We start from the raw sequence: 12,307 nt of genomic DNA, 5'->3' as shown, positions 1-12,307 counted from the left end.
GATGGGTATAAGAGACCGCGGCGGGGCCGGCGGGGCCTCGCCACCGCGCAGGCCCGCCGGCGGCGGAGGCGGCGGGGCGGAGGCGGCGCCGCGGCCGCCGGAACCGGCCGGGGCGGCGACGGGCGTACCGGAGCCCGGAGTGTGCTTCAGCCCGGCCGGCGGGGGCGGCGGCGGGCCCGAACCCGCACCGCGTCCCAGTCCGGCGGGGGCGGCGCCCGCACCGGGGGCACCGGCGGGGCCACCGCGCAGCGCGGCCGGCGGGGGCGGCGGCGGGACCGAGCCGGCACCGCGTCCGAGTCCGCCCTGCGGCGCGGCGCCCTCCGGGGCGCCGGGGACCGGGGCACCGGGCAGGCCGGCGAGGCCGGGCATGCCGCCCGGCGGGGCCAGCATCGTCGGGGCGTGCTCCGCCTGCGGGCCGGCGGCGGGCGGGGCGGCCGGGGCACCCGGCAGGCCCATCAGCCCGGGCATGGCGTCCGGCGAGGCGAGCAGGGTCGGCGCCGGCTCGGCGGCCGGGGCGGGTGCCGGGGCCGGCGGGGCGGCCGGGGCAGCCGGAGCGGGCGGGGCGGCCGGGGCAGCCGGAGCGGGCGGGGCAACCGGCGGCTCGGCGAACGGCGGGACCGGGGGCATGCCGTGGCCGCCGCTCGTCGGCGGCATCAGCATGGTCGCGGCCTCGGCACCCGCCGGCGCGGCGGGCTCGGGCAGGTCCGAGCCGGTGATCCGCAGCCCTTCGGGCATCAGGACGGTGGCGGCGTCGGCCCCGTCCGACGGGCCCGGCACACCGGGAACACCAGGCACACCGGGCGCGACCGGAGCCACGGGCGGCGGCACCGGCGCGACGGCCTGCGGCTGCGGCGAGGGCTGCGGAGCGACGACCGGCTCCTCGTGCCCGAGCGGCGGCGCGAGCATGGTGGGCGCGTCCCCGGCGGGCCGGCCGGAGACCGGCGGCTCGGTCAGCACGGCCGGGGCGGGCAGCGGCGCGGGAACGGGCTGCGGCGCGGGAACGGGCTGCGGCGCCGGAACGGGCAGTTCCTCGACGGGCGTGGCAGCGGCAGCAGCGGCCGCGACCGGGGCCTCGGCACCCTGCGGCCCGGCCGGGGCCGTCCCGAGCCGCTCCGCCTCCGCCGCGAGCGCCGCCGCCCCCGCCTCCTGGAGCCACTGCGGCGGGCTGAGCAGGAAGGAGGTGGCCTCCACCGGTCCGGGCGCGGGCTTCGCCGCCCCGGCCGGGTTGGCCGCCACCGGCCGCCCGTAGACCTCCTCGTACTGCCGGACCACCTCGTTGACGGGCAGCGCGGGCCACAGCGTGCTGGCGCCCGAGTCCCGGGCGATCACCAGCCGTGCCTCCCCCGTGCCGCCGCCCGCACCACCCGTGCCCTCGGCCGGGCCCGCGGGCGCCACCGCCCAGCAGACGAAGCCCAGGTCGAACTCCCGGACCCGCACCTCGCGCTGCTGCGAGCGCGGCACCCCGCCGTTGATCCACTCCTCGGCGAGCTCCTGCGCCTGCGCGTACGTCACCACGCCCGGTTCACCCCTGTCCGCATCCTCTTCGTCCCCCGTTCCACCGACACCACCGCGACCACCGAGACCACCGCGACCACGCGCCTCAGCCCACCGGGACGGCTCGGGCGAACCCGCCGTCCACCATCAGCGCCGCGACCGTCTCCAGCTCCGGCGGGCTGCCCGCCAGCCTCAGCAGGAAGGCGTCGAAGTCCTCGCCGCAGGGCAGCAGCAGCCGGGCGCAGCGGTCCTCCGGGGCCTCCGGGGCGCCGGTGTCGCGGGCGTCGTCGTGCAGGTGGAACCAGACCGAGCCGGTCCGCTCGCCGCGCACCTTGAGCGCGACCAGGCCGCCCTGGGCGTAGGCGACGGCCAGGTAGTCCTTGGTGAGGTGGTCGCGCAGGCACTTGTTGGCGTACACGACGTCCGCGGTGCCGTACTCCTCGGTGAGCGTCAGGAAGGGCTGGTCGAGCAGCAGTCCGAGCTCGGTGTCCAGCGCCACGCCGACCGGGGTGCGGCCGCCGCCCAGCTTGAGGAAGGTGCGGTAGGCGTCGGGCAGCCGGTAGCCGAGGCGCTGCTCGGCGCGCTGCACCAGGTCCTCGGGGACGCCGATCGGGTCGCCGCCGTCCCCGGCCAGCGAGAAGTGCACCGCCCGGCGCTCCTGCAGGGGGCGGGTGCCGCGGCGGGTGTGGTCGGCGGCGGAGGTGGCCAGGCCGCCGTGGTGCCGCAGCAGCGCCTTGACCTCGACCGGCACGAGCTCCATCCGCCGCCAGCCGGGGGCGGCCCGGCCGACCGCGTGGTGCCAGGTCCAGCCGGGCGGGGTGGCGACGGCGGTCGAGAGGTCGGCCCAGAGCGGGTGGCCCTGGGTGTAGAGCGCGGCGTTGGCCGACACGTAGTCGGTCAGCCGCAGCTCGTCCACGCCGAAGCCCTCCGGCGGGTCGGCCACCTCGGCCGCGGCGGCGGCGTACGGGCCGAAGTCCGGAAAGCCGTACTCGTCCACCCTGACCCCGGCGGGGTGCCGCTCCGCGCGGACCGGGTCCGGGAACTGCACCACCTGACCTGCGTACGCCGCGTTCGGTGCGGCGGCGACGCCGGGCCGACCTGTCGTCATCTGGGAGCCCCCACTGGCTGCTGCAAATACGGTGCCTGCTGGGCACCAGCCTAGGGCCTGCCTTCAACCCCCCGTCCGTCAGGCGGACGACGGGGGAGCGACGGCGGGTCCCGGGGGCGGCGCACGGCCGGGACCTCGCCCGGAGCCCTGCCCGGACCACGCCCGAAGCCTTGCCCGGCCCCCGCCCGGCCCCCGCCCGGCCCCCGCCCGGCCCCCGCCCGGAGCCGCGCCGGGGAGCGTCCCCGAGGTCACAACCGCACGCCGAGCGCCCGCGCCAGCGCCTCGGCCACCCGCAGCTGCCCGGCCTCGGTGAGGTGGGGGTGCAGCGGCAGGCTGAGCAGTTCGCGGGCGGCCCGCTCGGCGACCGGGAACGTCCCTTCGCGGTGCCCGAGGTGATGGAACGCGGGTTGCCGGTGGACCGGCACCGGGTAGTGCACCCCGGCGCCGATCCCGGCCGCGTGCAGTTCGGCCAGCACCGCGTCGCGGTCCCGGCCGGGGCCGATCCGTACCGGGTACAGGTGCCGGACGTGCTCGTTGCCGGGCGCGGTGCGGGGCAGGGCGATCCCGTCCAGCCCGCCCAGCAGCTCGTCGTAGCGGGTGGCGGCGGCCCGGCGGGCGGCGTTCCAGGCGGGCAGCCGGCGCAGCTTGGCGCGCAGCACGACGGCCTGCAGCGCGTCCAGCCGGGAGTTGAAGCCGAACCGTTCGTGCCGGTACCGGCCGCGGGCGCCGTGGTCGCCGATCAGCCGGACGGCGTCGGCCAGGGCGTCGTCGTCGGTGAGCACCGCCCCGGCGTCGCCGTAGGCGCCGAGGTTCTTGCCCGGGTAGAAGCTGGTGGCCGCGATCCGCCCGTACCGGCTCCGCCCGTGCTGGCGGGCGCCCTGGGACTGCGCCGCGTCCTCCACCACCGGCCGTCCGTCGGCCGCCGCCAGCAGCGGCCCCATCGGGGCGAGTTGGCCGAAGAGGTGGACGGGCAGCAGCGCGGCCGCGCCGGGCAGCGCGGCGGCGGCCCGCTCCGGGTCCATCAGCAGGTACTCCGGGTCGGCGTCGACCAGCACCGGGCGCAGCCCGGCCCGCAGCACGGCCTCGGCGGTGGCGACGAAGGTGTTGGCGGGCAGCACCACCCCGCTGCCGGGCGGCAGGCCCAGGGCGCGCAGGGCCAGTTCGAGGGCGTCGGTGCCGTTGGCGGCGCCCACGCAGTGCCGGACACCGGCGAAGGCCGCGTACTCATGCTCGAAGGCGGCCACCTCGGGGCCCTTGACGAAGGCTCCGGAGGCGAGCACCCGGTCGAAGCCGGCCCGCACCTCGTCCGCCACCTCGGCGTGCGCCGCCGCCAGATCGACCAGCGGGACGCCCTCCCGCGCCGGATCCAGCGCCGGATCCCGCGCCGCGCCCCGGCGCACCGGCCCGCTCACCGGGCGACCTCCGCCCCGGTCCGGGCCGCCGCGCCCACCGGGACGGTGGCGCCGCCGAGTTCGAGGCTGAGCGAGGCCGCCTCCAGCAGCTGCAGCACCCGCACCCCGGCCCGGCCGTCGGTGAGCGGGGCCCGGCCCTCGGTGATGGCGGCCGCGAACTCGGCCATCACGTTGCGCAGCGCCTCCTGCTCGACCAGCGCGGGCGCGACCATCTCGCCGACCCGGTAGGAGATCAGCGCCCGGTGCCGGATCGCGTCGGTCAACCGGTCGGGCGGGGTGAGGTCGACCCCGCGGTCGTGCACGGCCAGCCGGGCCTGCGGGTTGAGGTCGTCCCAGACCAGGGTGCGCCGCGAGCCGCCGATCAGCGTGGTGCGGACCTTGGTCGGGGAGAGCCAGTTGACGTGGCAGTGCGCCAGCGCGCCGTTGCTGAGCCGGACCGTCAGGTAGGCGACGCAGGCGCGGCCGGCCCCGATCGGGTCGGCGCCCTGGGCGGACACCCCGACCGGCTCGACCCCGGGCGGCAGCACGAAGTCCAGGATCGACAGGTCGTGCGGGGCGAGGTCCCACAGCACGTCCACGTCCGGCTGCACCAGGCCGAGGTTGATCCGCACCGAGTCGAAGAACTGGACGTCCCCGATGTCCCCGCCGTGGACCAGTTCGCGGATCCGCCGCACCGCCGGGGTGTAGCAGAAGGTGTGGTCGCACATCAGCACCAGCCCGCGCCGCTCGGCCAGGTCGACCAGTTCCTCGGCCTCGGCGGCGGAGGTGGTGATCGGCTTCTCCACCAGGACGTGCTTGCCGGCCTCCAGGGCCGCCCGCACCAGCGCGTAGTGGGCGCCCGCCGGCGTCGCCACCGCGACCGCGCCGACCCGCCCGTCCGCCAGTACCCGCCGGTAGCTGTCGGTCACCCCGACGGTGCTGTACTCCCCCAGCACCGCCCGGGCCTTGGCCTCGTCCAGGTCGCACAGCCAGTGCAGCCGCAGCGCCGGGGTGTGCTGCGCGTTGCGTACCAGCTTCGGGCCCCAGTAGCCGGCCCCGACCACGGCCAGCCCCACCGGGTGTTCGGGCACCGGCCGGGGCGGCTCGTCCGGTGCGGGCACGTGTCCGCCGGGTGCCTGGTTGGCGGTCTGCCAGTGCTCGTCCTGCGGTTCCGACGTCATCGCACGAGCCCCTTCGCTCAGCGCCGGGGCGGGCGACAGGCCTTCCCCGGCGGCCTCAACGTCCGGCGCGGGCACCGGAGTCGGGCTGCCGGCGGCTGTCCGCACGGTCGGCCGCGTCCCCTTCGGCTCGCTGCCGGAACGGTACCGGCCGGGCACCGGGCCCGGGGGCCGTTTCGGTAGATCGGCGGACAAGTCGTGACGGGCGGGTGCGCGTTCGGCCGGCATCGGGCGACCGCCGGCCGGCCGGCCGCGGCACCGGACGCCGCCGCACCCCGGTTGTGCGGTTGTCAGTACCGTTTGACAGGCTTGCCCCGGACCGGCCCGGTCACTCCGGCCGATGCCGGGTTACGAGGAGGAGGACGACGGATGACCACCGGTGAGCCGGCGGGCCCGCCCGTGCTGCGCCACCACCGCGACAGCCTGCTGCCCGCCGTCGCCGCCGCGCTGTCGCTCAAGGGCGGCGAGGTGCACACCCTGGCGGGCGACAAGGACCCGCGCCGCCCGGTGCTGCACCACCTGGTCGCCGACTTCCTGGACACCCTGCCGGCGGAGGCCCGCGAGCGGTTCACCGGCCGCTGCCCGGAGGCCGTCCTGCTCTCCCAGCACCTGGCCGCGGTCGACGGCCGGCGCTCCAAGCGCGCCGCCCGCAAGCCGATGACCCTGCAGGAGGCCCGGAAGTCGCTCAAGGGCGCCCGGATGACGACCGTGCGCATCCGCGAGGAGGACGACCCGGCGCACGGCAGCCACGCCCCGCCCTGCCGCTCCTGCGCTCCGATGCTGGAGCACTTCACCGTACGCAGCGTCGCCGTCGGGCCGCCCGCGCACTGACCGGCCGAGCGCCGGCACGTCCCCCGTCCCCCAGCCCTGGAGTCCGTCCTGAACCCGCCGATCCCGTCCCCACCGGCCACCCTCTCCCCCGCCGGCACCCGGACCCGCCCGCGCTTCCCCGCCGACGTCGCCGCCGAGCTCAAGGCGGCCGGCTGGCACCCCGGCCGCTGGGAGATCCGGCAGGCCGAGGAGTGGGCCGACGCCCTGGCCGGGTACGGCGCGCCCGCCGGCGTACGGCACGCGGTGTTCCCGGCGGCGGTGGAGGCCTGGGCCGAGTTCGGCGGCCTCGCCTTCGACCTGTCCGGCCCGGGCCGCCAGCTGGCCCGCACCCCGTTCCTGATCGACCCGCTGTGCGGGCTGCACCAGCCGCGCACCCTGCTCGACCTGGGCCGGGCGCTGGGCACCCGGCTGGCCCCGCTCGGCGAGGAGGCGTACGGGCAGGCGCTGCTGGCCGTCGACGAGGAGGGCCGGGTCTACAGCCTGGACCACACCGGCGAGTGGTTCCTCGGCCACGGCATCGACCAGGCGATCTCCACCCTCGTCCTGGGCACCGCCCCCGAGCGGCTGCGCACCGCCGAGGAGTACTGACGGCCGGGGGCCGGGGACGGCTCAGCGCAGCCGCTCGGCCCGCACCGCCAGCCGGGACGGCAGCACCGCCTCGATCCGGAACCCGCCGTCCGCCTCCGGCCCGGAGGAGAAGGTGCCGCCCAGCGCGATCACCCGCTCCCGCATCCCGACCAGCCCGTTGCCGCCGCTGGGCAGCTTCGCCGCGCCCCGCTCCCCGCCCGGGCAGGCGTTCACCACGGCCACCCGCACCCCGTTCGGCGCGTACGAGAGCAGGACGGACACCTGGGCGCCGCCCGCGTGCTTGTGCGCGTTGGTCAGGCCCTCCTGGACGACCCGGTAGGCGGTCTGCTCGGCCTCGCCGGTGAACTCCTGCCGGCTGCCGCTGACCGTCAGGGTCACCGCCATCCCGGCCGCGCGGGACTGGTCGACCAGCCGCGGCAGCCCGGCCAGCGAGTCCGGCTCCGGCTGCCGTTCGTCGTCCATCCGCAGCACCCCGAGGATCTCGCGCAGTTCGTTCAGCGCCTGCCGGCCCACCTCACCCATCAGCTTGGCGCTCTGCGCCGCCCTGTCCGGGTCCTTGCCGGCGATCCGCTCCAGCGCCCCTGCGTGCACCACCATCAGGGACACCCGGTGCGCCACCACGTCGTGCATCTCCCGGGCGATCCGGGTGCGCTCCTCCAACCGGGCCCGGCGGGCGCGCTCCTGCGCCTGCTCGGCCAGCAGGTCCAGCTCGGTCTCCAGGCCGTGGGCGCGGTCCTTGAGCGACTCGATCAGCCGCCGCCGCGCGCCGACGTACAGTCCGGTCACCACCGGGGCGACGGTCAGCCCGACCGACACCAGCAGCGACAGCAGGATCTGACCCCACAGCGGCGGCGGGTCCACCATGTCGCCGGGCGTCATCAGCGACACCGCCATCACCGCGGCCGCCTCGGCGAAGGCCAGCCCGGACAGCGCCACCACCCGGCGCCGGCGCGAGGGCCACTCCCAGGTCGAGGCCAGCGTGTACAGCGCCACCACCAGCAGCACCACGCCCAGCATGCCGGGCATCACCAGCAGCGTCACCAGTACCGGGACGGCCGGCCAGCGCCGGCGCACCACCAGCGAGCCGCCGGCCAGCGTGCCGAGCACGGCTATGCCGACCGCTCCCGCGGTGCTGACGTGTATCCGGGCGGAGAGGAAGGCGATCGTGCTGGCCGCGCACTCCACCGCGGCGAGCAGCCCCAGCCCGACGTCCAGGAAGGCGCTGCGCGGCCGCTTCCACCACCAGAACCACCGGACCGGCATGCGCTCCCCAGGCGACTTGCTCATGCCCCACAGCGTAAGCGGCAACCCCCTCCCCTCCCCACCGGGATCTCCCGGCACACCCCCCGAAGCCGTCAAGTGGTCCAGACCACAGGTGGTTTTCGGCAGCCCTGTCCGCCATCCGGCCACCTCGCGGACAGCACCCGCCCCGACACCTATGCTGGTCGCGTCGGACAGCGCGGTCCGCACGCGTCACACCCGCCACACCCGTGTGGACCTGTGACGATGAGCCGTTGCCGAACCCCACCACCAGAGGGAGCCAGCCGTGACCGCTCCGGTCCCCACCCCGGCGGACAGCCCCACGCCCGTCGTCGCCGACAATGCCGCCCTGCGTGCGGACATCCGACGCCTCGGCGACCTGCTGGGCGAGACGCTGGTCCGCCAGGAGGGCCCCCAGCTGCTGGGCCTGGTCGAACAGGTCCGCCTGCTGAGCCGCACCGACGGCGAGGCCACCGCCGAACTCCTCTCCGACATCGACCTGGACACCGCCGCCAAGCTGGTCCGGGCGTTCTCCACCTACTTCCACCTCGCCAACGTCACCGAGCAGGTGCACCGCGGCCGCGAGCTCGCCACCCGCCGCGCCCGGGAGGGCTCGCTGCTCGCGCAGACCGCCGACCAGCTCGCCGAGGCCGACCCCAAGCACCTCCAGGACACCCTGGCCCACCTCGCGGTCCGCCCGGTCTTCACCGCGCACCCCACCGAGGCCGCCCGCCGCAGCGTCCTCAACAAGCTGCGCCGGATCGGCGAGCTCCTCGACCGCATCCACCGCGACGAGGTCACCTCCGGCCTGGCCGCCGCCGACCAGGCCCGCACCAGCAGCGCCAAGCGCTCCGCCGACCGCCGCCTGGCCGAGGTCATCGACCTGCTCTGGCAGACCGACGAGCTGCGCATCGCCCGCCCCGAGCCCACGGACGAGGCCCGCAACGCCGTCTACTACCTGGACGAGCTCTACCGCGAGGCCGTCCCCGAGGTCCTGGAGGAGCTGCACGAGGAGCTCGCCCGGGTCGGCCTGGGCCTGCCCGACGGCGTGCGGCCGCTCACCTTCGGCACCTGGATCGGCGGCGACCGCGACGGCAACCCCAACGTCACCCCGCAGGTCACCTGGGACGTCCTCAACCTCCAGCACGAGTACGGCATCAAGGACGCGCTCTCCGCGATCGACGACCTGCGCAACACGCTCTCCACCTCCGAGCGGCTGGCCGGCGCCTCGGTCGAACTGCTCGCCTCGCTCAACACCGATCTGCACCTGCTCCCCGAACTCAGCCCGCGCTACAAGCGGATGAACGCCGAGGAGCCCTACCGCCTCAAGGCCACCTGCATCCGGCTCAAGCTGGAGAACACCCGCGAGCGGCTGGCCGGCGGCACCCCGCACGTCGAGGGCCGCGACTACCTCGGCACCCGCGAGCTGATCGCCGACCTGCGGCTGATCCAGGACTCGCTGCGCGCCCACCGCGGCGAGCTCATCGCCGACGGCCGCCTCGCCCGCGCCATCCGCACCGTCGAGGCCTTCGGACTGCAGCTCGCCACCATGGACGTGCGCGAGCACGCCGAGGCCCACCACCACGCCCTCGGCCAGCTCTTCGACCGGCTCGGCGAGGAGGCGTGGCGCTACGCCGACATGCCCCGCGAGTACCGGCAGAAGCTGCTCGCCAAGGAGCTCCGCTCGCGCCGCCCGCTCGCCCCCACCCCGGCCCCGCTGGACGAGGCCGGCACCAAGACCCTCGGCGTGTTCAACACGATCCGCCAGGGCTTCGAGCGCTTCGGCGACGAGATCGTCGAGAGCTACATCATCTCCATGTGCCAGGGTGCCGACGACGTCTTCGCGGCCACCGTGCTGGCCCGCGAGGCCGGTCTGATCGACCTGCACGCCGGCATCGCCAAGATCGGCATCGTGCCGCTGCTGGAGACCACCGACGAACTCCAGCAGGCCGACCGCATCCTCGACGAGATGCTCTCCGACCCGTCCTACCGCCTGCTCGTCTCGCTGCGCGGCGACGTCCAGGAGGTCATGCTCGGCTACTCCGACTCCTCCAAGTTCGGCGGCATCACCACCTCCCAGTGGGAGATCCACCGCGCCCAGCGCCGCCTGCGCGACGTCGCCCACCGCTACGGCATCCGGCTGCGCCTGTTCCACGGCCGCGGCGGCACCGTCGGCCGCGGCGGCGGCCCCTCGCACGAGGCCATCCTGGCCCAGCCCTGGGGCACCCTGGAGGGCGAGATCAAGGTCACCGAGCAGGGCGAGGTCATCTCCGACAAGTACCTGCTCCCCTCGCTGGCCCGGGAGAACCTGGAGCTGACCATCTCCGCCACGCTCTCCGCCTCCGCGCTGCACACCGCCCCGCGCCAGGCCCCCGAGTCGCTGGCCCGCTGGGACGCCGCGATGGACCAGGTCTCCGAGGCCGCCCACACCGCCTACCGCGGCCTGGTCGAGCAGGAGGACCTGCCGAAGTACTTCTTCGCCGCCACCCCGGTCGACCAGCTCGCCTCGCTGCACCTGGGCTCCCGCCCGTCCCGCCGCCCCGACTCCGGCGCCGGCCTGGACGGCCTGCGGGCCATCCCGTGGGTGTTCGGCTGGACCCAGTCCCGGCAGATCGTCCCCGGCTGGTTCGGCGTCGGCTCCGGCCTCGCGGCCGCCCGCGCGGCGGGCCTCGGCGGCGTGCTGGACGAGATGTACGGCGAGTGGCACTTCTTCCGCAACTTCCTGTCCAACGTCGCCATGACACTGGCCAAGACCGACCTGCGGATCGCCCAGCACTACGTCGAGCAGCTGGTGCCCGGCGAACTGCGCCACGTCTTCGACGAGATCAAGGCCGAACACGCGCTCACCCTGCGCGAGGTGCTGCGGCTCACCGGCGAGAACGAACTGCTGGAGCACAACCCGGTGCTGAAGCAGACCTTCGCCGTCCGCGACGCCTACCTCGACCCGATCTCCTACCTCCAGGTCGCGCTGCTGCGCCGCCAGCGCGAGGAGCTCTCGGCCGGGCGCCAGGACGACCCGCTGCGCGCCCGCGCGCTGCTGCTGACCGTCAACGGCATCGCCGCCGGCCTGCGCAACACCGGCTGACGGCCACCCGAGAACGGCCGATGGGCCGGTGTCCCGTCCGGGACACCGGCCCATCGCCGTGAGGCTCCCGCTCCGCACGGAGGGGGTGCTGCCCAGTGCGGAACTCCCGCTCCGCGCGGGGCTCCTGCTCCGCGCGGGGCTCCTGCTCCGCGCAGGGCTCCTGCTCCGCGCGGGGGTGCTACTCCGCCACCTCGCCCGCGCGCCTGCGCTTCAGCCACAGCGCCGCGCCGCCGGCCGCCACCACCAGGCCGCCGCCGACCGCCAGCAACCCGGCGTCGGGGCCCATCGAATCGCCGAGCACCGGGCCGAACTGCGCCGCCGCCGGCTCCGGGGAGACCGCCGGGTCCGACTCGGCCACCGGCTCCGCGTGCGCCAGCGCACCGCTCGACAGCAGGACGCCGGCCGCCCCCAGCGCGCCGGCCGTACCGACCCGCCGCCCGAGCCGCTTCAGCTCGACCACCCGGCTCCGCCGCACTCGGCGGACCGGACGCAATCCCCGCATCGAGAACTCCCCAGGACTCGTTCGCGTACCCGGCCGACGCTATCCGATCCCGCACGGGGTTCTCACACCGATTCAGGTGTGGACGGGCAAGCGTTGTACGACCGTTGCGTACCCGCGCACGGTCCTGACGGACGGTCAGCGGCGATCAGGAGTTGTACGTGCCCTGGGCCCGCTCCAGCCCTTCGGACAGCAGCGCCTCCACCGCGTCCGCCGAGCGGTCCACGAACCACTCCAGCTCCTTGCGCTCGGTCGAGGAGAAGTCCTTCAGCACGAAGTCCGCGACCTCCATCCGGCCCGGCGGACGGCCGATCCCGCAGCGCACCCGGTGGTAGTCCGGGCCCAGCGACTTGGTGATCGACTTCAGGCCGTTGTGGCCGTTGTCCCCGCCGCCCAGCTTCAGCCGCAGCGCCGCGTAGTCGATGTCCAGCTCGTCGTGGACCGCGATCAGCGCCGAGGCCGGCGCCTTGTAGAAGTCGCGCAGCGCCGTCACCGGCCCGCCGGAGAGGTTCATGAAGGACATCGGCTTGGCCAGCACCACCCGCTTGCCCGACAGCCGTCCCTCGGCCACCTGCGCCCGGCTCTTGTGCGCCTTGAACCTGGCGCCCATCCGCTGCGCCAGCAGGTCCACCACCATGAAGCCGATGTTGTGCCGGTTCCGGGCGTACTGCTCCCCGGGGTTGCCCAGCCCCACCACCAGCCAGGGGCCGTCGTAGTCCTCGCTCATGCGCCCACCTCGCTGCGCTCGGCGGCCGCTTCGCGGACCGCGCACCTCTCCATGGCTCGCTCGCTGCGCTCGCTCACGCTTCTCTCCTCGACTTCGCGCTCGACGTCATCATCCCGGACACACCGCTGCCCCGGTCGCTCCAGCGG

At 75.8% G+C, this 12,307-nt stretch carries 9 protein-coding genes and 1 pseudogene; 3 read left to right on the top strand and 7 right to left on the bottom strand.

Going from position 1 to position 12,307, the window contains the following annotated elements:
- The 4 genes and pseudogenes from ACFVHV_RS41320 to ACFVHV_RS41305 form a co-directional block, all read right to left on the bottom strand.
- A pseudogene (locus ACFVHV_RS41320) lies at positions 1–1,515 on the bottom strand (hypothetical protein); the annotation flags it as partial.
- An 85-nt stretch (positions 1,516–1,600) separates the two neighbouring features.
- Positions 1,601–2,602, bottom strand: a complete 1,002-nt coding sequence (locus ACFVHV_RS41315; protein WP_359910037.1) for an SMI1/KNR4 family protein — start codon at positions 2,600–2,602, stop codon at positions 1,601–1,603.
- A gap of 248 nt (positions 2,603–2,850) precedes the next feature.
- Positions 2,851–4,014, bottom strand: a complete 1,164-nt coding sequence (locus ACFVHV_RS41310; protein WP_380358699.1) for a DegT/DnrJ/EryC1/StrS family aminotransferase — start codon at positions 4,012–4,014, stop codon at positions 2,851–2,853.
- Positions 4,011–5,174: a Gfo/Idh/MocA family oxidoreductase gene (locus ACFVHV_RS41305; protein WP_359910042.1), complete on the bottom strand. Its 1,164-nt coding sequence runs from the start codon at positions 5,172–5,174 to the stop codon at positions 4,011–4,013. The genes ACFVHV_RS41310 and ACFVHV_RS41305 overlap by 4 nt, the downstream gene beginning before the upstream one ends.
- A gap of 366 nt (positions 5,175–5,540) precedes the next feature.
- Between ACFVHV_RS41305 and ACFVHV_RS41300 the strand changes: the two genes are divergently transcribed.
- Positions 5,541–6,002, top strand: coding sequence for a YwqJ-related putative deaminase (locus ACFVHV_RS41300; protein ID WP_359910045.1), 462 nt, complete (start codon positions 5,541–5,543; stop codon positions 6,000–6,002).
- Between the two features lie 60 nt (positions 6,003–6,062).
- Positions 6,063–6,590 (top strand): SUKH-3 domain-containing protein, encoded by a 528-nt coding sequence (locus tag ACFVHV_RS41295; RefSeq protein ID WP_359910060.1) that lies wholly within the window; start codon positions 6,063–6,065, stop codon positions 6,588–6,590.
- A gap of 21 nt (positions 6,591–6,611) precedes the next feature.
- On the opposite strand, the gene ACFVHV_RS41290 is transcribed toward ACFVHV_RS41295, so the two are convergent.
- Positions 6,612–7,877: a histidine kinase gene (locus ACFVHV_RS41290; protein WP_359910048.1), complete on the bottom strand. Its 1,266-nt coding sequence runs from the start codon at positions 7,875–7,877 to the stop codon at positions 6,612–6,614.
- A 259-nt stretch (positions 7,878–8,136) separates the two neighbouring features.
- On the opposite strand from ACFVHV_RS41290, the gene ppc reads away from it, so the two are divergent.
- A complete protein-coding gene (ppc, locus tag ACFVHV_RS41285; RefSeq protein ID WP_380358697.1) occupies positions 8,137–10,935 on the top strand; it encodes a phosphoenolpyruvate carboxylase in 2,799 nt (932 codons plus the stop codon).
- A gap of 178 nt (positions 10,936–11,113) precedes the next feature.
- Here ppc and ACFVHV_RS41280 read toward each other — a convergent pair whose 3' ends face one another.
- Both ACFVHV_RS41280 and pth read right to left on the bottom strand, forming a co-directional pair.
- A complete protein-coding gene (locus tag ACFVHV_RS41280; protein WP_359910054.1) occupies positions 11,114–11,395 on the bottom strand; it encodes a hypothetical protein in 282 nt (93 codons plus the stop codon).
- A gap of 187 nt (positions 11,396–11,582) precedes the next feature.
- Positions 11,583–12,161: an aminoacyl-tRNA hydrolase gene (gene pth, locus ACFVHV_RS41275; protein ID WP_380358693.1), complete on the bottom strand. Its 579-nt coding sequence runs from the start codon at positions 12,159–12,161 to the stop codon at positions 11,583–11,585.
- Between the last annotated feature and the right edge of the window lie 146 nt (positions 12,162–12,307).

Source organism: Kitasatospora sp. NPDC127116, from assembly GCF_042677365.1.
Taxonomy (GTDB): Bacteria; Actinomycetota; Actinomycetes; order Streptomycetales; family Streptomycetaceae; genus Kitasatospora; species Kitasatospora lactacystinica.
The sequence above is the reverse complement of the archived record's forward strand: the minus strand, read 5'-3'. Positions and strand labels throughout refer to the sequence as shown.